This window comes from Pectobacterium odoriferum, assembly GCF_009931295.1.
GTDB lineage: Bacteria > Pseudomonadota > Gammaproteobacteria > Enterobacterales > Enterobacteriaceae > Pectobacterium > Pectobacterium odoriferum.
The window spans coordinates 4,512,051-4,534,407 of sequence record NZ_CP034938.1; the positions used below are offsets into that span (position 1 = coordinate 4,512,051).

The 22,357-nt window shown below is 54.0% G+C and carries 14 protein-coding genes; 4 read left to right on the forward strand and 10 right to left on the reverse strand.

Annotated elements, in window-relative coordinates:
- Positions 1 to 39 precede the first annotated feature (39 nt).
- The 4 genes from malQ to glpG are packed head-to-tail and all read right to left on the reverse strand — an operon-like array spanning position 40 to position 6,342.
- Positions 40 to 2,124, reverse strand: coding sequence for a 4-alpha-glucanotransferase (malQ, locus tag EO763_RS20380; protein ID WP_161530029.1), 2,085 nt, complete (start codon positions 2,122 to 2,124; stop codon positions 40 to 42).
- A gap of 12 nt (positions 2,125 to 2,136) precedes the next feature.
- Positions 2,137 to 4,683: a maltodextrin phosphorylase gene (gene malP / locus EO763_RS20385; protein ID WP_161530030.1), complete on the reverse strand. Its 2,547-nt coding sequence runs from the start codon at positions 4,681 to 4,683 to the stop codon at positions 2,137 to 2,139.
- A gap of 42 nt (positions 4,684 to 4,725) precedes the next feature.
- A complete protein-coding gene (locus EO763_RS20390) occupies positions 4,726 to 5,484 on the reverse strand; it encodes a DeoR/GlpR family transcriptional regulator (protein WP_010299419.1) in 759 nt (252 codons plus the stop codon).
- Between the two features lie 24 nt (positions 5,485 to 5,508).
- Positions 5,509 to 6,342 (reverse strand): rhomboid family intramembrane serine protease GlpG, encoded by an 834-nt coding sequence (glpG, locus tag EO763_RS20395; RefSeq protein ID WP_161530031.1) that lies wholly within the window; start codon positions 6,340 to 6,342, stop codon positions 5,509 to 5,511.
- 221 nt (positions 6,343 to 6,563) lie between these two features.
- On the opposite strand from glpG, the gene agp reads away from it, so the two are divergent.
- On the forward strand, positions 6,564 to 7,817 hold the full coding sequence (gene agp / locus EO763_RS20400) for a bifunctional glucose-1-phosphatase/inositol phosphatase (RefSeq protein WP_161530032.1): 1,254 nt from the start codon (positions 6,564 to 6,566) through the stop codon (positions 7,815 to 7,817).
- 84 nt (positions 7,818 to 7,901) lie between these two features.
- Here the strand turns inward: agp and glpE are convergent, their stop codons facing one another.
- Positions 7,902 to 8,225, reverse strand: a complete 324-nt coding sequence (gene glpE / locus EO763_RS20405) for a thiosulfate sulfurtransferase GlpE (RefSeq protein ID WP_161530033.1) — start codon at positions 8,223 to 8,225, stop codon at positions 7,902 to 7,904.
- A 338-nt stretch (positions 8,226 to 8,563) separates the two neighbouring features.
- Here glpE and glpD point away from each other — a divergent pair, with 338 nt between their 5' ends.
- Positions 8,564 to 10,066, forward strand: coding sequence for a glycerol-3-phosphate dehydrogenase (glpD, locus tag EO763_RS20410; RefSeq protein WP_161530034.1), 1,503 nt, complete (start codon positions 8,564 to 8,566; stop codon positions 10,064 to 10,066).
- Positions 10,067 to 10,155: 89 nt separating this feature from the next.
- Here glpD and glgP read toward each other — a convergent pair whose 3' ends face one another.
- The 5 genes from glgP to glgB all read right to left on the reverse strand — a co-directional run bounded on the left by glgP (position 10,156) and on the right by glgB (position 19,614).
- Entirely contained in the window at positions 10,156 to 12,603 is a 2,448-nt protein-coding gene (gene glgP / locus EO763_RS20415) for a glycogen phosphorylase (RefSeq protein WP_039492999.1), read from the reverse strand.
- 75 nt (positions 12,604 to 12,678) lie between these two features.
- On the reverse strand, positions 12,679 to 14,118 hold the full coding sequence (glgA, locus tag EO763_RS20420) for a glycogen synthase GlgA (RefSeq protein WP_161530035.1): 1,440 nt from the start codon (positions 14,116 to 14,118) through the stop codon (positions 12,679 to 12,681).
- Between the two features lie 28 nt (positions 14,119 to 14,146).
- A complete protein-coding gene (gene glgC / locus EO763_RS20425; RefSeq protein WP_044207266.1) occupies positions 14,147 to 15,424 on the reverse strand; it encodes a glucose-1-phosphate adenylyltransferase in 1,278 nt (425 codons plus the stop codon).
- Between the two features lie 35 nt (positions 15,425 to 15,459).
- The gene (gene glgX, locus EO763_RS20430; RefSeq protein ID WP_161530036.1) at positions 15,460 to 17,436 is read right to left on the reverse strand and encodes a glycogen debranching protein GlgX; all 1,977 of its coding nucleotides are present in this window, start codon (positions 17,434 to 17,436) and stop codon (positions 15,460 to 15,462) included.
- Complete coding sequence (gene glgB, locus EO763_RS20435) at positions 17,437 to 19,614, reverse strand: 1,4-alpha-glucan branching enzyme (protein WP_161530037.1); 2,178 nt, start codon at positions 19,612 to 19,614, stop codon at positions 17,437 to 17,439.
- A gap of 372 nt (positions 19,615 to 19,986) precedes the next feature.
- Between glgB and EO763_RS20440 the strand changes: the two genes are divergently transcribed.
- A complete protein-coding gene (locus EO763_RS20440; RefSeq protein ID WP_039535024.1) occupies positions 19,987 to 21,705 on the forward strand; it encodes a sensor histidine kinase in 1,719 nt (572 codons plus the stop codon).
- A 39-nt stretch (positions 21,706 to 21,744) separates the two neighbouring features.
- Positions 21,745 to 22,236 carry a hypothetical protein gene (locus EO763_RS20445; protein ID WP_161530038.1) on the forward strand — a complete coding sequence of 164 codons (492 nt, stop codon included), beginning with the start codon at positions 21,745 to 21,747 and terminating at the stop codon, positions 22,234 to 22,236.
- The last annotated feature ends 121 nt before the right edge of the window (positions 22,237 to 22,357 follow it).

Below are 22,357 nucleotides of genomic sequence, written 5' to 3' on the forward strand. Positions count from 1 at the left end.
ATCCTCCCCACTTCGGGAGGGTTGGCATTCGTGCGGTTGTTACGCTTTCTGTTCTTTCATCGGCGCACCGCGACGCAAATCCACATCCCGAACTAATCGTTCCAGACAGCGATCAGCGAAGATCGACTCCAGCGGACGCGTGAGCTTGCGCCGCCAGTTGGGATATTCACGGTTGGTGCCCGGTACATTGACTGGTGTAGCCATGTCCAGCCAGTCTTCCAATTGAAACCCGACCAGCGCGCTTGCGCTATCGGCGACATAGCGATGAACACCACGGCTTAGCGGTGCCCCCATTGTTGTCAGCGCCGAGTTGCGACCAACACGTTGCGGCAATAGCCCGAACTCGTGCAACGCGTTGAGCAGCCCCTGCTTTGCTTTCTCACGTTGATGCATCTGCTCCTGCAACAACACCTCTTCTGGATACAGCCCTAGTTCTCGCCCCAGCGATAAATCCACGGTCTGCCAGTAGCCGCGCAACGTCGGGAGATCGTGAGTGGTAATGGTTGTCATTGCCTGACGCGGGTAATCCTCCGGTGCGCGGAAGTGGTTCTCGTCGTCCTTTTCAAAGAACAGCACCTTGTAAGAATAAATACCGTAGTCATGTAGCTTACTGATAATTTCCGGCGGCACCGTGCCTAAATCCTCGCCGATAATCAGGCAGCGATGACGCTGACTTTCCAGCGCCAGCACGGCCAGCAGATCGTCGACCGGATAATGCACGTAAGCCCCATTGCCCGCCGATTCCGCCTTGGGTATCCACCACAGGCGCAAGAGCGCCATCACATGATCGATACGCAGCGCACCACAATGCGCCATGTTGCTGCGCAGTACGTCGATAAACGGTTGATAGCCACGCAGTTGCAGCATGGTGGGGTTCATCGGCGCAAGCTGCCAATCTTGTCCCTGCGGCCCGAGCGGATCCGGCGGTGCACCGATAGAGGCATCAAGGCAATAGAGCTGCCGTTCATCCCAAGTTTCCGCACCACCCTGTGCAACGCCAACGGCTAAATCGCGATACAGACCGAGTGGCAGACCAAGCTGTTTACTGTGCGCGTAGCACTCCGCCAGTTGCTCATGCGCCACCCATTGCAGCCAACTGTAGAACGTAATTTCCTCGCTGTTTTCACGGCGGAATGATTTCACGGTTTCACTGTGTACATCATGATAACTGGCAGGCCATTGGTGCCAGTCCGCGTAATTCTCACCCTGTTTTTTCAGGTAAGCCTGCAGCGCATCAAACGTCGCCTGAAGTTGCAGGCTCTGCCCGCCGCTAACGACAAACTGGCGAAAGGCGCTAATGCGCGGATCCAGCGCGCTGCGCGTCATAAAGTAGCGGAAAGCCAGCCGCAAAGCGGTCAGCTTAAGCGACGTCACCGGTTCATAATCGACCCAGCGCCCTGCCCGCAGCGCAGAAACCGCGCTTTGCGTATCCTCATGGTGCCACCATTCCTGCGCCTCACTACTTTGCTGGAAATCATCGATCCGATTCACATCGATATAAATAATGTTCAGCCAGTGCCGGGAGGAAGGGCTGTAAGGGCTCGCGGCCTCTGGCAGCGCGGGGTACAGAGAATGCAGCGGGTTCAACCCTACAAAGGCACCGCCGCGCCGGGCAATCTGTTCCACCAGTTGGCGCAGATCGCCAAAATCCCCTACGCCCCAGTTATTCTGCGAGCGCAAGGTGTAAAGCTGGACGGTAACGCCCCACCAGCGTTTACCCTGTAGTAAGGCTTCGGGTTCATAGCAGCGGGGCGGCGCGACAATAATCCGGCAGCTCCAGCGCTGGTCGGCTTGCGTCAACGTCAGGTAGTGGTAACCCAACGGCAGCACACCTGGCAGAGCCAGCGTTGAACCACCTGTGATCTGTCCTTGAATTTGACCGCCATTTTCATACATCAGCGTCCAGAGGAATTCACCGTGACCAGCAAGCTCGATGACCGCATCCCGGCCTTGCAAAAAGACACGAACGGGCGGCAAGGGTGCATTACCGCTATCAGAAACGTCCATCATTGCCTGAATCTGGTTTCTGATTGCGGCTGCAACCATGTGCTCTTTGCCATACGCATCGGTGTAGCTTTCCGCGATGCCTGTCTGTTGGCTTGCCAGTTTATCCACCTTGAACACCCTCTCCTTTTCCTAACGATGCGCCTGCCAAATACGCGTCTGGTAATCATGAATCGCCCGGTCTGAACTGAACATCCCCATTCTGGCAGTATTCAGCACACAGCGGCGCGTCCATTCATCCGGCTCACGGTAAAGCGCATCAACACGCTGCTGCACCTCACAATACGGTGCAAAATCGGCCATTAACATATAGGGATCGCCCAGCTTCAGCAGGCTATCCAACAGCGGAGCAAACGCGTGTTTATCCCCCTGACTGAACGCACCGCTCGCTAGCTCGTTCAGTACTTCACGTAGCAGCGGCGTCACGACGAGGTAATCAGACGGATCATAGCCCTGCATCTGTAGTGCCTTTACCTGTTCGACGGTGTGACCGAAAATGAACAGATTGTCTTCACCGACCTGCTGCGCCATTTCTACATTCGCCCCGTCCAGCGTGCCGACAGTCAGCGCGCCGTTCAGCGCCAGCTTCATATTGCCCGTGCCGGACGCTTCTTTACCTGCCGTCGAAATTTGCTCAGAGACATCCGCAGCAGGAATCATCCTTTCAGCCAGCGAGACGCGATAGTCCGACGGGAAGATCACCCTCAGGCGATCGTTAACGCGACGATCCTGATTAATGACCGCAGCGACCCGGTTAATGGCATAAATGATGTTTTTCGCTAATACATAGCCCGGTGCCGCTTTGGCACCGAACAAAAAGACGTGCGGCACTATATCCAGATGCGGATTGTCACGCAATTGACGATATAGCGTGAGGATATGAAGCAGATTCAAATGCTGGCGTTTGTACTCATGCAATCGCTTGATTTGCACATCAAACAGCGCCTGCGGATCAATGACAATGTCGTACTGCTGGCGAAGATAGGCCGCCAACTGCGTTTTATTATCGGCCTTGATTTGTCGATAGCGCTCACGAAAGCCAGCATCGTTAGCATAGGGTTCCAGCCCTTGCAGCGCAGGCAGATCATTCACCCACGGCATAGGCAGCGTGTCGTCGATCAGCGCGGACAGCGCCGGGTTACACTGTTTTAGCCAGCGGCGTGGCGTAATACCGTTGGTGACATTATGGAATTTGGTCGGCCACAGCTGGTGGTATTCCGGGAACAGATCTTTCACAACCAGTTCCGAGTGCAGCGCCGCCACGCCGTTGACCGCAAAGCAACTGACGACGCACAGGTTTGCCATGCGAATCTGGCGCTGATGGCGAATCGCGAGCTTCGCCCATACCTGCCGATCGCCTGGCCATTTCTGCTCAACCTGCGCCTTAAACTGCGTATCAATTTGCCGAATGATGGACAGATGACGAGGAAGCAGGCGGCTAAACAGTCGTTCGTCCCAGCGCTCAAGCGCTTCCGGCATCAGCGTGTGGTTGGTATAGGCAAAGGTGCGTCCGGTTATCGACCAGGCTTCATCCCACGGTATCTGGTGCTCATCCAGCAGCAGACGCATCAGTTCAGGGATCGCCAACGTCGGGTGGGTGTCATTAAGCTGGATGACTTCATAATCCGGCAGCGTGGACAGCGCGCGCCCCGCGTTAAGATGACGACGCAAAATGTCTGCCACCGAGCAGGCGCAGTGGAAATACTGTTGCATCAGGCGCAGGCGTTTGCCCGCCGCGTGATTGTCATTCGGATACAGCACGCTGGTCAGGCTGGAGGCGGAAATCCCCGCCTGTGCCGCACGCAGATAGTGCCCTTCGTTGAATAGCGTCAAATCAAACGGATCGCGATGCGTCGCACGCCACAAACGCAGCGGCTGCGCAGCGCCGTTGTGATAGCCAATCACCGGCAGGTCACAGGCTTCACCTCTGAAAACGGTATCCGGTAACCAGCGCAGGGTTCCGTCAGTTTGGGGTTGCAGACGCCCACCAAACCCGACATCCACCGCCAGTTCCGCTCGAGGTAAAAACCACGGATAGGTATCGCGCTGCCAGTCATCGGCCGTTTCCTGCTGTTTTTCCTGCGCAAAATGCTGACGAAACAGGCCATACTGGTAGTTGAGGCCGTAACCCGTTGCGGGCTGCCCCACCGTCGCCATTGAATCCAGAAAGCAGGACGCCAGCCGACCTAACCCACCATTGCCTAACCCCGGATCGGTTTCCTGCTCCAGAATATCACTCAGGTTCAGCCCTTGCTCGGCCAGCACGGCGGCTACTGCGTCATACCAGCCCAGATTCAGCAGGTTGTTGCCCGTCAAACGACCGGGCAGAAATTCCATCGACAGGTAGTTCACATGGCGCTGAGGCGTATGGGTATTGGCTGTAGGAGACGTTGAAGAGGCGGAGTGCATCAGCAACTGTTCAGACAGCGCAAGGCTGACAGCACGCCAGCACTGCACTGGCGTCATCGCGTTAAGCGAGGCCACGCCACCGAGCCGCTGTTGGCGGCGCAGCGCAGCGGTAAATTCTGATGCATCAAAGGCGATGACGGGATGGGCGGAGGAAACGGGCTGCGTTAACGCATCTGGTTTTTTTGCAGCCGCTGAACGTTTTGGCGATTCTGATACTTTTGACGATTCTGATCGCGTTGCAGAACCCGACTTTCTTGAAGAATCTGACATCGTGCCTCCTCCTTTGTCCATCATGGAAAAGGCACATCGGGTTCAACACAACTCCAACTGTACCTTATGTTGTTCAATGATTTTCAGTACGCTGGGCGGTGGTGACTGATCGGTAAAAAGATAGTCGATCAAATCCATGTTGCCCAAATTCACCATCGCATTACGACCAAACTTGGAATGGTCCGTCACCAGCATGACGCAGCGAGAGTTTTCAATAATCGCCCGTTTTGTGCGCACTTCATGGTAATCAAACTCCAGTAATGACCCATCCATGTCAATACCACTGATGCCCAAAATACCGAAATCCAGACGGAACTGAGAGATAAAATCCAGCGTCGCCTCCCCCATGATACCGCCATCACGGGTACGCACTTCGCCACCAGCCAAAATCAGGCGGAAATCCTCTTTTGCCGTCAGCAGCGTTGCCACGTTCAGGTTATTGGTGACGACGCGCAGATCCTTATGCTGCATCAGCGCATAGGCCACGGCTTCGGGCGTGGTACCGATATCGATAAACAAGGTGGCACCGTCTGGAATCTGGCTCGCAACCCGACGGGCAATGCGCGCTTTTTCATCCGACCACATCATTTTACGGTCATGATAGGCCGTGTTAACCGAGCTGGACGGCAACGCCGCACCGCCGTGATGGCGATGGATTTTATTCTGCTCGGCCAGCTCGTTCAGATCGCGACGAATGGTCTGCGGGCTCACCGCAAAATGCTCCACGAGCTCTTCAGTACTGACATAGCCCTGCTGGCGCACCAGTTCAATAATGGCGTCATGCCGTTGTGTCTGCTTCACATTTATCCCCTAAGACGCCCCGATTTACCGGGGGTTTGTTTTATTATACGTGTCCCAAAAGGCCATCAATAGCCCGACAACCAGTCCAGCTACATGCGCCGCATTCGCAATCGACATGCCTAAAATATCGAAATATCCGGCGATCAGCCACAGTAAAGCGAAAGCCATCAGACTGCGTGGCATGGATAAATAACCGTCAGGCTCTCGTTCCCCTCGCAGCCAGACATAACCCATCAGGGCATAAACCACGCCAGACAGGCCACCAAAATGGGTGCCGCTAAACCAGGACTGCGCCCAGCCGCTAACCAGCGCGGAAACCAGCGTGATGACCAGCAATTTTCCGGTCCCCAGCACTTTTTCAACCGGGCCGCCCAGATACCACCACCACATGAGATTGAACAAAATGTGCAGCAGGGAAAAGTGCAGCAAAACATGACTGAACCAGCGCCACACCTCGACCTGTTGCCCCTCAGCCGGGAACGCCAGCCATACCATCACGCTCTCATAGCCCGAAATCTGCATCAGGATGAACACCGCAATTGTCACGACCATCAGGGATAGCGTCAGTGGACCTGCCTTCTGTTTCAGCGTTTGCAAGTAAGAATAACGCGGGTATTGAATACCGGTATCCACCGTTCCCGTTTGCCAACTGGCCGCCAAATAGCGCGGGTTTGTCGGGTCGAGCAGAAAAACGTCCAGCGCTTCCTGAACCTTGCTCAGTTGAGTTTCATCCTCCAGCCACAGTTCAGCTTCATGCCCCTGAGGCCGCATTTCCAGATGGACCTGCTGTGTACGCATGTAATCAACAAATGCCTGAGCCAGACGCGGGTTGGAGAGAGCAATAACGCGAGTCATCATAGCGGGAAGCGCCAGTGAGTAGGTTGAGTTAGGTACATGATAATAAAGATTCTACTGAATAGGCAGGACTATTGAATAGGCAGTGCTATTTCGGTGAAGTCAGTCAATCGTCACATTTCCGTCACAAAATATTTTTCGGTTCACAAAAAAAAAGCATGATGTGAAATCGTGTCCTTCTACGCATTCACTATACGTGCCATTCACTGACCAGGAGCATGACCATGTCTTTACAACGAAAAGCGCTGTTTTGCCTCCCTTTACTATTGCCAGCCACCCTCTCTTTCCAGGCCGTTGCCAAAGAGGGTTATACGCTCGAACAGGTTGTCGTGTTTAGCCGCCACGGGTTGCGCGCGCCGTTAGCCAGCCCAAGCAGCGCACTCGGCAAGGTCACACCTGACGCCTGGCCGCAGTGGGATACGCCCAGCAGTTACCTGACCACTCGCGGCGGCGTGTTGGAGGCCTACTTCGGTCACTATTTTAGCGAATGGTTGGTGGATAACCACCTGCTGGCTGCCGACACCTGCCCCACAGAGAAAGACGTCTCGTTCTATGCCAACAGCCTGCAACGCACTATCGCTACCGCACAATATTTCTCAGCGGGAGCATTCCCCGGGTGTCTGGTGCCGGTGTTACACAAAGAAAAACTGGGCACAATGGATGCCACCTTTAACCCGATCATCCGCGACAACAGCGCGACGTTTAAGCAGCAGGCCATCGATTCGATCAACCAAAAAGCAGGCGCTGGCGGGGTAAAAGGGCTCAATGAGCGATTGAAACCTGTGTATCAGCAGATGGCAGAGATTATTCGTTATACAGATTCAGCTAACTGCAAACAGGATAAACAGTGCGACCTGATGGCACAGGAAACAAACGTGCAGATTGAAGCAGGAAAAGAGCCTAGCGTGGTTGGCCCACTGAGAACGGGTACCGCCATTGCCGATGCTTTTATCTTGCAGTACTACGAGGGGACACCGATTAACAAGATCGGCTGGGGGCGCATTAAAGATGAGAAGCAGCTTGCCGATTTGGTGTCGATTAAGGAGTACTACAACAGCGTAGTGTTTAGCGCACCGGTTGTGGCCAAAGCTGTCTCTGCCAATCTGGTCGGCGCACTCGCGGGATCGTTTGGCACACAGCAACCCAAATTCACGTTTTTAGTCGGCCATGACTCAAACGTCGCATCGCTGTTCTCTGCGTTGGGCGTGAAGCCATATCACCTGCCACATCAATTAGAAACCACGCCGATAGGCGGCAAAGTCGTGTTCCAGCGCTGGCGCGACAGCCTTCATAACAAGGAACTGCTGAAAGTCGAGTATGTGTACCAGTCTACCGAGCAGCTCGCTTCGCTGGCACCGCTTAACCGCGCCACCCCGCCGCAGCGCGTCACGCTAGCGCTCAATGCTTGTCCTGCCAACGAGGAAGGATTCTGCTCATTTGAGGACTTTGAAAAGATCACTAAGGCGCTGACGCCATAGCCATAAACAGAGAATCTTTGCGATCTTTCGGATAGTGCTTAAGTTATTGCTGTGAGGGTTTCGTGTTTACGAAGCCCTCACCTCTCATACGGCTGGCTGCACATCCTGCGGGTAGCGATTTTGCCAAGCTTCAAAGCCGCCATCGATACTGTACACCGAATCAAACCCTAGGCTAATCAGGTACTGTGCGGCATTGCGGCTGCTAATGCCGTGGTAGCAAATCACCATGACCGGTGCTTCGAGGTCAGCGCCGCGCACAAAGTCAGACAGCGTCTCGTTTGTCAGGTGCGTCGCGTCAGGGACATGGGCTGTGGCAAAGCTCTGTGGATCGCGAATATCAACGACAACGCCCCCTTCCTGCCAGCGGGAATGGGCTTGCTCAATACTGATAGCTTCAAATTGTTCCATCGAAAGTGACAACCTTGTTAATAATGGACAGGATGTTAGTAACCACTGACGTCATGGCAACCCGAGGCGTCATTGTAACCCGCCTTCAGCGGCATAAAACCTATATGATTATAAGGTTATTCATAAAAACAGTGCTTCGCTAATGTGGAGAGTGACGACAAAACAGCACCATTCCAGCCCAATATCCCTTCTTTTAATGTGACAATTAGCATCATATTGTTAGGTTCGTCACGCATAAATGTTTTTATTTGGTTAACCATTGGCTGATTTGTTTGTTTTCGATTATCATAATGCTCGAAAACGAACATTTTGATTTATTCGAGGGTGGAGGAAGAAACGTGGAAACCAAAGATCTCATCGTTATCGGCGGCGGAATTAACGGTGCAGGCATCGCCGCAGATGCAGCTGGGCGAGGGTTATCAGTCCTGTTGTTGGAAGCGCAGGATCTTGCCTGTGCCACGTCCTCCGCCAGTTCCAAGCTGATTCACGGCGGCCTGCGTTACCTTGAGCACTATGAGTTTCGTTTGGTCAGCGAAGCACTGTCCGAGCGCGAAACGCTGCTGAAAATGGCTCCGCACATTATTTTCCCCATGCGCTTTCGTTTGCCCCATCAGCCGCACCTGCGTCCGGCCTGGATGATTCGTATCGGCCTATTCATGTACGACAACATTGGCAAACGCGTCAGCCTGCCTGCCAGTAAAGGCCTGAAATTCGGCGCAGACTCTGTGCTTAAGCCTGAGCTGAAACAGGGCTTTGAATACTCTGACTGCTGGGTGGACGATGCGCGTCTGGTGGTGTTAAACGCGCAGGAAGTGACAAAACGCGGAGGTGAAGTCCGTACCCGCACCAAAGTCACCCGCGCTCGCCGTGAGCAAGGCGTGTGGATTGTGGATGCGGTTGATTCGCTGACCGGCGAAACTTTCACCTGGCGCGCCAAAGGTCTGGTGAATGCCACGGGTCCGTGGGTGAAAGAATTCTTTGATGACGGCCTACAGCTGAAATCGCCTTACGGCATCCGTTTGATCAAAGGCAGCCACATCGTGGTGCCAAAAGTCCATAACCAGCCGCAGGCGTACATTCTGCAAAACAAAGATCACCGTATTGTGTTCGTGATCCCGTGGCAGGATGACTACTCAATCATCGGCACGACCGACGTGGAGTACAAAGGCAATCCGCACGATGTGAAGATCGATGATAACGAAGTCGGTTACCTGTTGGATGTGTATAACGACCATTTCAAACAGCAACTTACGCGTGACGACATCGTCTGGACTTACTCTGGCGTGCGTCCACTGTGTGATGACGAGTCCGATTCTCCGCAGGCGATTACCCGTGACTACACGCTGTCAGTCGATGATGATAACGGCCAGGCTCCACTGCTTTCCGTATTTGGCGGCAAGCTGACGACATACCGTAAGTTGGCAGAACACGCGCTGGATAAGCTGCACAAATACTACCCGCAAGCGGGTAAAGCCTGGACGAAAGGTGCAGTATTACCGGGTGGCGATATTGCTGGCACGCGTGATGACTACGCCGCCGCGCTACGTCGCCGCTTCAATCTGCCTGAATCACTGACACGCCGTTACAGCCGCACCTACGGTTCAAACAGCGAACTGATTCTGGCAAACGTGAAAGGCCTCAGCGACCTGGGTGAAGATTTCGGTCATGACCTGTACGAAGCGGAACTGCGCTATCTGGTCGAGAAAGAATGGGCCGTCGCGTTAGACGACGTTATCTGGCGTCGCACCAAACTGGGTATGCGCTTCGATGACGCCCAGAAACAACGCATCAGCGACTGGCTGGCAAGCTACCGCAAACAGCAGATGGCAAAAGCGGGTTAATCAGCGGTTATCACAAGCGCCTTTTAGTGCAAACACAAAAGCGCCGTAGGTTTTTGCCTACGGCGCTTTTTCATATCATCAATGCGCAATCACAACCGTATCGGTTTGATATTCCAGATATCTTCTGCATATTCGCCGATGGTGCGGTCAGACGAGAAATAGCCCATGTTGGCAATATTCTGGACGGCACAGCGCGCCCATTCGTCCTTTTTCGCATACAGTTCATCAACCCGATCTTGCGTATCCACATAGCTGCGATAGTCCGCCAGTAGCTGGTAGTAATCGCCAAAATTCACCAGTGAATCAAACAGATCGCTGTAGCGTCGGCTATCATCAGGGTTGAAAACGCCCGTGGTGATTTGCGTCAGCACGCGGTGTAATTCTTCGTCCTGATCGTAATATTGCCGTGGGTTATAACCGTTCTGGCGTAGCGCTTCGACCTGATCGGCCGTGTTGCCGAAGATAAACATATTCTCTTCACCAATATGTTCCAGCATTTCAACATTCGCCCCATCCAGCGTGCCAATCGTCAGTGCACCGTTCAGGGCAAACTTCATATTACTGGTTCCGGATGCTTCCGTCCCCGCCAGCGAGATCTGTTCAGAGAGATCCGCCGCTGGAATGATCAGCTGTGCCAGACTCACGCTATAGTTCGGGATGAAGACCACTTTCAGTCGATCGTGCAGGGTCGGATCGTTGTTGATCACCTTCGCGACGTCGTTGATCAAGTTAATAATGTGCTTCGCCATGTAATAGGCTGACGCAGCCTTGCCCGCAAAAATGACGACACGCGGCACACGCTCGACCTCGGGGTCATCCTTAATGCGGTTATAGAGTGTGATGACGTGCAACACGTTCAGCAGTTGGCGCTTGTATTCGTGAATACGCTTAATCTGCACATCAAACAGCGATTCCGGGTTAACCACAATATTCAGGTTTTCCGCCATATAGTTCGCTAAGCGCACTTTGTTCTTCAGCTTCACCTTGCTGATTTTCTGCACAAATGCCGGATAATCGATGTGCTGTTTCAGTTCGCTCAACTGGCTCAGATCGGTACGCCAGGTCTGCCCAATGGTGTCATCCAGAAGCTTGGAGAGCGACGGGTTGGCCAGCGCCAGCCAACGCCGTGGCGTCACGCCGTTGGTCTTGTTACAAAACCGATTAGGGAAGAGGCGGGCGAAATCGGCAAACAGAGACTGCACCATCAGATCCGAATGCAGCTCCGATACGCCGTTGACCTTATGGCTGGCGACCACAGCCAGCCACGCCATCCGCACTTTACGCCCGTTGTTTTCATCAATGATAGAGACTCGCGCCAGCAGTTCGTTATCATCGGGGACTTCTTTCTGAACGTACTCCAGAAAATGTTCGTTAATTTCAAAAATCAATTGCAGATGGCGCGGTAGGATTTTACCCAGCATATCGACGGGCCAGGTTTCCAGCGCTTCCTGCATCAGCGTGTGGTTGGTGTAGGAGAAGACCTTCCTCACCACCGTCCACGCCTCTATCCACTTGAATTTATGCTCATCGATTAGCAAGCGCATCAGCTCTGGGATGGCCAGCACCGGGTGAGTATCGTTCAGGTGGATGGCAAATTTTTCCGCCAAATTGGCGTAGGTCTTATGCATCATCCAGTGGCGGTTGAGAATGTCCTGCACCGTCGCGGAAACCAGAAAGTATTCCTGACGCAGGCGCAGCTCGCGGCCTGAGTAGGTGGAATCATCGGGATACAGCACGCGCGACACGTTTTCCGAGTGGTTTTTATCTTCGACTGCCGCAAAATAGTCGCCCTGATTGAATTTACCCAGATTGATTTCGTTACTGGCCTGCGCCCCCCACAGACGCAGTGTATTGGTGGCGTCCGTATCAAAACCGGGAATGATTTGGTCATAGGCGCACGCGATAACTTCTTCCGTTTCCAGCCAGCGCATTTTGCTGCCTTCCTGCTGGATTCGGCCGCCGAAGCGCACTTTGTAACGCGTACTATGACGTGGGAATTCCCATGCATTACCGTATTCCAACCAGTAGTCCGGCGATTCCGCCTGCCTGCCGTTAACAATATTCTGTTTGAACATACCGTATTCGTAGCGAATACCGTAGCCACGCCCCGGCAGCGCCATCGTCGCCAGCGAATCCAGGAAACAGGCGGCCAGACGTCCCAAGCCGCCGTTCCCTAAGCCGGGGTCATTTTCTTCCTGTAGCAGATCGTCCAGTTCCAGCCCCATACCATCCAGCGCGGCCTTAATATCTTCATACAATCCCATCGCCAGCAGCGCATTCGACAGCGTCCGCCCCAGCAAAAACTCCATCGACAGGTAATACACCTGCCGCACATCTTGAGAAAGCTGTGCCCGATTCGAACGTAGCCAGCGTTCCACCATCCGGTCACGCACGGCCAGCAGCGTGGCGTTCAGCCAGTCATGTTTATTCGCAATCGAGGGATCTTTCCCTACAGTAAACATGAGCTTGTAAGCAATAGAGTGTTTCAGCGCTTCCACACTGATCGTTGGCGAAGTATAGATAAACGGAGAGTTCATAATATTCATTCCCAAGTGAGTGTTACCCTACCCTGTCGTTTTCAGATTGCACGAGGATGACGCGCAGCAGGAAACCTAGTGGGTATACAAGCGTTGATATAGCGCACCATAAGCCTGAGCAGAAACCTGCCAACCAAAGTCCATCGCCATTGCCTGACGCTGTACATAGCGCCATAGCGTAGGCCGAGACCACAACACAAACACACGACGAATCGCGCGGGATAGCGATCCCACACTGCAATCATTAAATACAAATCCGCTTGCCAGACCATCCGCCAGATTCTCCAGCGAACAGTCTGATACCGTATCTGCCAGCCCGCCGGTTCGACGCACCAGCGGCAACGTGCCATATTTCAGGCCGTAGAGCTGCGTTAGCCCACAAGGCTCAAATCGGCTCGGCACCATGATGACATCTGCACCGCCAATAATGCGGTGCGAGAAGGACTCGTGGTAGCCAATCTGTACCCCAACCTGACCGTGATATTCAGCCGCAGCGGCTAGAAAACCTTCCTGCAAATCAGCATCCCCTGCGCCCAACACCACCAGTTGCCCACCCTGTTCCAGTAAATCTGGCACTGCGCTTAGCGCGATATCGAGCCCTTTCTGATTAGTCAGGCGGCTGACGATAGCGAAAACCGGCGCCTTTTCGTCGACCTTCAGGCCCATCGCTGTTTGCAGATGTCGCTTGTTTTCGGCTTTGTTTGCCAGCGCATCACGGCTGTAATGATTAGTGAGTAAAGGGTCGTGCGCCGGATTCCAAATCGTTTCGTCTACGCCATTGAGGATACCGGACAGCCGTCCTTCTTCTTCGCGCGTTTTCAGCAAGCCCTCCATGCCGTAGCCATAAGCTGGCAGCGTAATCTCGTGCGCGTAGGTTGGGCTCACGGTCGTAATATGGTCAGCGTAGTACAATCCCGCCTTGAGGTAGGAAATTTGGCCGTAAAACTCCAACCCGTAGACCTGAAAGAAGTCGCTCGGCAAGTGGAGATTCGCCATATGTCGGGCATCAAACAGCCCCTGATAGGCCAGGTTGTGAACGGTAAAGACCGATTTTGCCGGACGGTGGCGTGCCGCCAGATAGGCGCAGGTCAGCCCCGCGTGCCAGTCATGTGCATGCACAATATCAGGCCGCCAATAGTGATCCAGCCCGCACGCCATTTCGCATCCCACCCACCCGAGCAGCGCAAACCGCAGATAGTTATCGGCATAAGCGTAAAGCGCTGGGTCGTGATAAGGGCTGCCCGCACGTTCATAGAGATCGGGCACATCAATCAAATAAATACCGACGCCGTTAAAATGGCCGAACAGCAAGGTCACGTGCCCGGCGAAAGTATCCAGCTCACGCACAACCTGTAGATTGGCGATGCCTTTTTTCAGGTCGGGGAAGGCAGGCAGGATGACGCGAACATCCATCCCCGCCGCAATCTGCGCGCCGGGTAACGCCCCCGCCACATCCGCCAGTCCACCGGTTTTCAATAATGGAAATAGCTCTGAACAAACATGTAAGACCCGCATTATCACTCCCGTTTTGTTCCGATGGTATTTACAGCTTTTCCAACATCGCTCGTGTGACCAGCACGATCCCCTCTTCCGAACGGTAAAAACGGCGGCTATCCTCTTCCGCGTTTTCACCAATCACCGTGCCTTCGGGCAGTTGGCAGGCGCGATCGATCACACAACGGCGTAAACGACAGGAGCGCCCCACGTTGACGTCCGGCAGGATCACCGTCGAATCGATACTGCAAAACGAATTCACCCGCACGCGCGGGAACAGCACGGAATGCGTGACAACAGAACCGGAGACGATGCAGCCCCCGGATACCAGCGAGTTCATCGTCATGCCGTGACTGCCGGAACGGTCCTGCACAAATTTGGCGGGCGGCAGCGATTCAATCGCGGAACGAATCGGCCAGTCCTGATCGTAGACATCGAGTTCCGGCGTTACTGACGCCAGATCGAGATTGGCACGCCAGTAGGCTTCCAGCGTGCCGACGTCCCGCCAATAGTGGTGCTCATCCTCACCCGACGTGACGCATGACAAGTTGAAAGGATGCGCCCAGGCCAAGCGCTGCGAGACAATTTTCGGGATCAAATCTTGTCCAAAGTCGTGGGCAGAGTCCGGCGCATTACGGTCCGCTTCCAGCAGTTGATAAAGATAGTCCGCATTAAAAACATAGATCCCCATGCTCGCGAGCGCCATATCGGGGTTATCCGGCATTGGCGTCGGGTTATCCGGTTTTTCGGCAAAATCGAGGATGCGACTCTGCTTATCCACGCTCATAACGCCAAAGGCGCTGGCTTCTTCCAGCGGTACGGGCAAGCAGGCGACCGTACATTCTGCCCCCTTCTCCACGTGATCGATCAGCATACGTGAGTAGTCCATCTTGTAGATGTGATCGCCCGCGAGGATCACCACATACTCCGCACGGTAGCGCCGAATAATGTCGAGATTCTGACAAACCGCGTCCGCCGTTCCCCGATACCAGTGATCGGTAGAATGGCGCTGCTGAGCAGGAAGCAAATCGACAAATTCGTTCATTTCCGCATTCAGAAATGACCAGCCGCGCTGAATGTGCTGCACCAGCGTATGCGACTGATATTGCGTAATCACGCCAATACGGCGGATACCGGAATTCAGGCAGTTAGAGAGCGCGAAATCAATGATGCGAAATTTGCCGCCAAAATGGACGGCAGGCTTGGCACGCAATGCCGTCAGCCCTTTCAGTCGTGTTCCACGGCCTCCGGCCAAAATTAATGCCACGGATTTCAAAGGGAGCTGCCTTGCCAACATCAGAGGGTCATGCTTGTCGTTATTCACCATGGCTATCTCCTGATTATTCTTTTAATGGCTTGCGCTTAGGCAGTTTGTTTTATCAAGACGCCTACCGCCTGCGCTTGTCCGTGCCACATTCCACCCTCAGGCGGATTCGTCTCATCAAACGGCGGTGAAACCTGCCAGTGGCCTTCTGGCAAAATGAACGCACCGGCATGCAAGCTGGCGTTAAACAACACGAGCCAACGACCGGAAAGTAAAATCTGTAGCTGATGCTCCCCCTGCTCCCACTGTTGCGGCGTCAAAGGCTGTCCTTCTCGGTTCAGCCACTGCACCGCGCCATCTCCTTCTTGCCACCACGTTTCCTGCTGTAATGCCGGAATCGTGCGGCGTAACTGGATCAATCCGGCGACAAATTCGCGCAGTGCGCTATTCGCGTTTTCCCAATGTAGCCAGGTCAATTCGTTATCCTGACAGTAAGCGTTGTTGTTGCCCTGCTGGCTGTGCCCCAGTTCATCACCAGCCAGCAGCATTGGCGTTCCCTGCGACAGAATCAGTGTCGTCAGCAGCGCCTTCTGGCTGGCCAGTCGGCGCTGAAGGATGTCGTCGTCCGCTTCCAGCCCTTCCGTGCCGTGGTTATTACTGAAATTGCTGCCTGTGCCGTCGCGGTTGTCCTCGCCGTTAGCGTCATTGTGCTTGTGGTTGAAACTCACCAGATCGCGCAGCGTAAAGCCGTCATGAGCAGTCAGCTTATTGATGGAGGCGTAAGGTAGGCGGTCGCGCTGCTGGAAGATGTCGCTGGAGGCGGCAAAGCGACGGGCAAATGCGCCGAGAGAAATATCACCATGCAGCCAAAAGCGGCGCATGTCGTCACGGTAGCGGTCACTCCACTCGGCAAACGGCGTCGGGAACTGACCGAGCTGATAACCGCCATGCCCGATGTCCCACGGTTCGGCGATCAGCTTGCAGCCCTGTAAGCGGCTATCATTTTTCATGGCGGACAGCAGCGGCGCGGCGGCGGTAAAATCTGGGGTACGCCCCAGCACCGTTGCCAGATCGAAGCGAAAACCGTCAACGTGACAGACCTCGCGCCAAAAGCGTAGGCAGTCCATCACCCAATCAATTACCGCCGGATGATTCAGGCGCAGCACATTGCCGCAGCCAGTCCAGTTAGGGTATTCGCCGTTGTCACCCAGCCAGTAATAACTGCGGTTGTCGATGCCGCGCTGGCACAGCGTAGGCCCTTCGACGTCCAGCTCGGCGCTGTGGTTGAACACCACATCCAGAATGACCTCGATACCCGCGTGATGCAGCGCTTTCACCGCATCCCGAAATTCATTCAGCGCGTCGTCACCCGCCGCCAGGCTGTTATCGACGGCAAACGGCAGCAGCACGTTATAGCCCCAGTAGTTACGCAGCCCCAACTGTTGAAGTCGGGGTTCATCGGCATGCTGCTGCACCGGGAGCAACTCCAGCGCCGTCACGCCCAGCGACGTCAGATAGTCAATCATCACCGGATGGCCTAACGCCGCATAGCTACCGCGAATGTCTTCAGGAATATCGGGGTGTAACTGCGTCAGCCCGCGTACATGCGCCTCATAGATCACCGTCTGATTCCAGGGCGTTTGCGGATGTTGGTCATCCTGCCAGTTGTAATCCTCAGCCGTAACCACGCACTTCGCCATGATGGCAGCACTATCGCGTTCATCCCGTTGGTCAATCCCACCTTGCAGGCAAGCGTCATCCACCACCCAGCCATCAAGCTGGCGTGCGCACGGATCCAACAGCAGCTTATGCGGATTGAAGCGCAAACCCTGTGAAGGCTCGAACGGCCCATCGACCCGAAAACCGTAGCGTAGCCCCGGCTGTGCATCGGGGAGATAGCCATGCCAGATATCGCCGCTGCGTGCCGTCAGCTCAATGCGTTGTTCTTGCTGACGTTCATCAAACACGCACAGCTCAACCCGCTCGGCATCCGTCGAAAACAGGGCGAAATTCACGCCCTGCCCGTCAAAACTGGCCCCCAGCGGCGTCGGCTTGCCCGTCTGCAATTCCGCCATTTACGCCTCCTTCACCAAGTACAGCGTGGCAAGCGGCGGAAGGGTCAGCACCAGAGAATGCTGGCGCTGGTGGCTGCCGTGCTCCTCGCTGTAAATCGTCCCGACATTGCCCAAATCGCTACCGTTGTAGTGGACAGAATCGGTGTTGATCGCTTCTCGCCAGCCGCCAGGCTGGTTGATGCCAATGCGGTATCCATAGCGCGGAACTGGCGTAAAGTTGCTGACTACCAGCACTTCATTGCCTTGCTCATCACGCCGGGCAAAGGCAAAGACTGAGTTTTCCCGGTCGTCCACCACCAGCCATTCAAAGCCCTGCGGTTGAAAATCCAGTTGATACAGCGACGGCTGTTGGCGATAGTAGTGGTTGAGATCGCGCACCAGCGTCTGCACGCCACGGTGCCAACCTTCCGGCTCATCCAACAGATGCCAGTCCAGACTGGCATCGTGGTTCCACTCACGCCCTTGCGCAAATTCACCGCCCATAAACAGCAACTTCTTACCGGGATACGCCCACATAAAGCCGTAATAAGCACGTAAATTGGCAAACTTCTGCCAGACATCGCCGGGCATGCGATCCAGCAGCGAGTGCTTACCGTGCACCACTTCATCGTGAGACAGCGGCAGCACGAAGTTCTCGCTATAGGCGTACAACATGCCGAATGTCAGCAGATCGTGATGGTATTTGCGGTGAACCGGATCGAGCTGCATATAGGTCAGCGTGTCGTGCATCCAGCCCATATTCCACTTGTAGTGAAATCCTAAACCGTTGCAGTCCGGCGGCAGCGTGACGCCCGGATAATCGGTGGACTCTTCAGCAAGCGTGATCGCCGCCGGTGCGGCATGACCCAGCATGTGGGTGGTGTAGCGCAGAAACGCGATAGCTTCGAGATTCTCTTTACCGCCATAATGGTTCGGCACCCATTCGCCTTCGCTGCGGCTGTAGTCGCGGTAAATCATGGAAGCCACGGCGTCTACCCGCAGCCCGTCGATGCCATAGCGCTCCATCCAGAACAGCGCATTGCCCGCCAGATAGTTACGCACCTCATGGCGGCCATAGTTATAAATCAGCGTGTTCCAGTCCTGATGATAGCCTTCGCGCGGATCGGCGTATTCATACAACGCGGTGCCGTCAAACTGTGCCAAACCGTATTCGTCGCCGGGAAAATGCCCCGGTACCCAGTCCAACAGGACGTTAATACCTGCGTCATGGAGCGCATCAACAAAGGCTCGGAACTCCGACGCCGTGCCGAAACGGCGGGTTGGCGCATACAGCCCCAACGGTTGATAACCCCAGCTGCCATCGAACGGATGTTCGTTAATCGGCATCAACTCAACGTGCGTGAAGCCCATGTACTGAACATAATCAATCAGTTGATTCGCCAGTTCCTGATAGCTCAGCCAGAAATTGTTATCCGTATGCCGCCGCCAGGAACCCAAGTGAACTTCATAAATGGAGATCGGTGAACGCAGACTGTTCGCCTCACGCCGGGCGTCGCTGGTCGGGACTTTCTCAGGCAGCGGTGTAATCAGCGACGCGGTATCCGGGCGCATCTGCGCTTCAAACGCATACGGATCGGCCTTCAGTCGAACGCTGCCGTGGCTGTCGATCATTTCATATTTGTAGAGCTGCCCCGCTTTCACATCGGGCAGAAACAGTTCCCAAATGCCGTTTTCCTGCCGCAGTCGCATCGGGTGACGTCGGCCATCCCAGAAGTTGAACTGCCCCACCACTGAAACGCGCTGCGCATTCGGTGCCCAGACGGCAAAGCGCGTGCCTTCAACACCGTCCAGCGTTTCCAGATGTGCGCCTAGTCGCTCGTAAGGTCGCAGATGGGTGCCTTCAGCCAAAAGCCAAATATCCATATCCTGCAACAGCGGGCCAAAACGGTAAGGATCTTCAATTACCCAGGTTTCGTCACCCCAGGTCACGGCTAATTGATAGTGAAAAACCTGCTTCCGGCGTGGCACCAGGCCACAAAAAAAACCGCGTTCGTCTACACGATCCAGCTCGACGATTCTTCGTCCATTGCTGGCATCCACAACCCAGACTGCCTGCGCATCCGGCAACAGCGCCCGAACTTCAAGACCTTTGGAGGAATGATGCATACCTAACAGCGAAAACGGGTCGGCATAGTGCCCAGAAATAAGTGAATTAATCGCCTCAGAAAACGCTGACATGGTATCCATCCTCTGATTAACCATTTGAATTACATAAATAAGCAATATAAAAATCGCATTACGTTGCGTTTATATTCTCCCGTTACTTATTTCTAACAAAAAACCAATAAAAATAACGGGTTATTAGCTTGCTAATGAATAACGACGACGTGTAAAAATAATGAATACTATGAAAGAGTTCTTGAACTACACCCCCTAATTCAGCGTAGTCAAAGAACGGAGAAATATCAGAGAACTGATGAAGTTTTTCCGTTTATATTTATATGAATAAGTTATGACACGGGATAATTAGCATCTTTTGTTTAAAGATCGATTCGTCCGCTAGCAAAAAGCAGTACAATTTGGTGGATTGTGTATGATGAGACCCCGTCCATGGTTAGCCAGATTGATCTGATTCTTTCCCTGTTACAGCAAATGTGTGTTTATCTGGTTATCGCCTATTTGCTCAGTAAAACACCGCTTTTTATCCCGCTGATGCAGGTTACCATCCGCCTGCCGCACAAGCTGGTCTGCTATCTGGTTTTTTCCGTGTTTTGCATTATGGGAACCTATTTCGGCCTGCATATAGACGATTCTATTGCCAATACCCGCGCGACGGGTGCCGTGCTCGGCGGCATGCTAGGCGGCCCTTCCGTCGGTTTTCTCGTCGGATTAACGGGCGGATTACACCGTTATTCGATGGGCGGAATGACCGCGCTGGCCTGTATGCTGTCGACGATTGCCGAAGGCTTACTCGGCGGGCTGTTACACCGCTATCTGGCACGCCGCAACCGCATCGATTTGCTGTTTCAGCCCCTCGTTGTCGGCCTGACCGCGCTGGTTGCGGAGATACTGCAAATGGCGATTATCCTGCTGGTCGCCCGTCCGTTTGATAACGCCGTTGAACTGGTTCGAGATATCGCCTTACCGATGATGATCACCAACACCATCGGTGCCGCCATGTTCATGCGCATCCTGCTCGACAGACGCGCTATTTTTGAAAAATACACCTCCGCGTTTTCCGCCAAGGCATTGCAAATCGCCGCCCGCGCCGAAGGGGCACTGCGTCAGGGGTTTAACCCACAAAACAGTATGCGCGTTGCCCGTATTTTGTATGAAGAGTTGGGCGTGGGGGCCGTAGCCATTACCGATCGCGACAAACTACTGGCCTTCATCGGGCTCGGCGACGACCACCACAACGTCGGCGCGCCTATCACGTCATCACACACGCGCCGGGCGATAGACAACAATCAGGTGGTGTACGCCGACGGCAACGAGGTGTCTTATACCTGTTCGGTTTCATCACACTGCAAACTCGGTTCCACGCTGGTGATCCCACTGCGTGGCGAAGATCAGCGCGTTGTCGGCACGATCAAGCTTTATGAGCCCAAGAATAAGCTATTTTCCAGCATTAACCGTACGCTAGGGGAAGGGATTGCCCACCTGCTTTCCGCACAGATTCTAACGGGTCGCTTTGAACAGCAGAAACAGCTGCTGGCTCAGTCGGAAATCAAACTGCTGCACGCGCAGGTCAATCCGCATTTCCTGTTTAACGCACTCAATACACTGTCCGCCGTGATACGCCGCAACCCCGATCACGCTCGCCAACTGGTGCTGTCTCTGTCGACGTTTTTCCGTAAAAACCTCAAACGCAGCAACGATGAAGTGTCACTCAATGACGAGCTGGAGCACGTTAATGCCTATCTCGAAATCGAAAAAGCGCGCTTTGCCGATCACCTGACGGTAGAGATTTCGCTGCCGGAAACGCTGCGTGAGGCGCGATTACCCGCGTTTTCCCTGCAACCGATTGTCGAAAATGCGATTAAGCACGGTATTTCACAGATGATTGAAAGCGGGCACATCCACATCAGCGGACGCCTGCACGCCAACACGCTGGAGCTGTCAGTGGAAGATAACGCTGGCACCTACCAGCCCCGCAGCGGTGGCGATGGGCTAGGCATGAATCTGGTCGACCGCCGTATCAAAGCACGCTACGGCAACCGCTATGGCATCACGGTAGTCAGCGAAGCGGATAAATTCACTCGGGTAGAAGTACGCGTCCCGCTAATCTCACCCCGTCAGGTATTGGAAAAGCTGGATAGTGTAGCGTGACGCTGAGAAAAGTAAGCATTACTACTACAAGGAATGGTTATGACCAACACCGCACTTTATGCCGCATTTGAACAGGCAGTGCCCGGATTTTCGGCACAGGATATCATTACGCCAGCCTTGGATGAGTCGCATGGCGAATATGCACAGATCTATTGGCTGGATGATTTATTGGGGGAAGATTTTCTTTGTTATATCGAATGGAAAGAATTCGATCTTCGGGCTCTGGAGGCGTTAATCCCTATTAAGCAAGCCGGGATCGCGTTATCTATAGACAGTTTGTTTGACGAACAAGGTTTTCCAATCGGAGACATCACGCCTGAAGAATTCTTTTACGACGCATCCGGTTTTTACCTGCCGGTGTTACAGCAACAGCTACAACAAGCCGAATTGCAGTTGCTTGAAGTTGGATTACTTCAGAACGGCGACATCTATTTGCATGAAAATCCACGTTTTATCTGCACCACGACGGCTAAAGATAAAGTGGATCAGCTAAACCAGTGTCTGCAACAAAGAGGTCTGGTTCTTTGCTGAAAGTCACAGTGAGTGATACCCGTCATACGGCAATCCGCTTGTACGCTGGCCGTTCTGAAATACCCGAAGACATACGAGTGAAGAAATACACGTAGAAACTGACGCAACACCAACCGATGTT

Excerpts from the sequence above, each read along its gene's own strand:
- glpG (WP_161530031.1), bottom strand. The coding sequence starts at position 6,342 with ATGATGACTCGCGTTATTGCTCTCTCCAACCCGCGTCTGGCTCAGGCA.
- glgB (WP_161530037.1), bottom strand. The coding sequence starts at position 19,614 with ATGTCAGCGTTTTCTGAGGCGATTAATTCACTTATTTCTGGGCACTAT.
- glgP (WP_039492999.1), bottom strand. The coding sequence starts at position 12,603 with ATGAACTCTCCGTTTATCTATACTTCGCCAACGATCAGTGTGGAAGCG.
- glgC (WP_044207266.1), bottom strand. The coding sequence starts at position 15,424 with ATGGTGAATAACGACAAGCATGACCCTCTGATGTTGGCAAGGCAGCTC.
- EO763_RS20445 (WP_161530038.1), top strand. The coding sequence starts at position 21,745 with ATGACCAACACCGCACTTTATGCCGCATTTGAACAGGCAGTGCCCGGA.
- glgX (WP_161530036.1), bottom strand. The coding sequence starts at position 17,436 with ATGGCGGAATTGCAGACGGGCAAGCCGACGCCGCTGGGGGCCAGTTTT.
- glpE (WP_161530033.1), bottom strand. The coding sequence starts at position 8,225 with ATGGAACAATTTGAAGCTATCAGTATTGAGCAAGCCCATTCCCGCTGG.
- glgA (WP_161530035.1), bottom strand. The coding sequence starts at position 14,118 with ATGCGGGTCTTACATGTTTGTTCAGAGCTATTTCCATTATTGAAAACC.
- agp (WP_161530032.1), top strand. The coding sequence starts at position 6,564 with ATGTCTTTACAACGAAAAGCGCTGTTTTGCCTCCCTTTACTATTGCCA.
- malP (WP_161530030.1), bottom strand. The coding sequence starts at position 4,683 with ATGTCAGATTCTTCAAGAAAGTCGGGTTCTGCAACGCGATCAGAATCG.
- EO763_RS20440 (WP_039535024.1), top strand. The coding sequence starts at position 19,987 with ATGGTTAGCCAGATTGATCTGATTCTTTCCCTGTTACAGCAAATGTGT.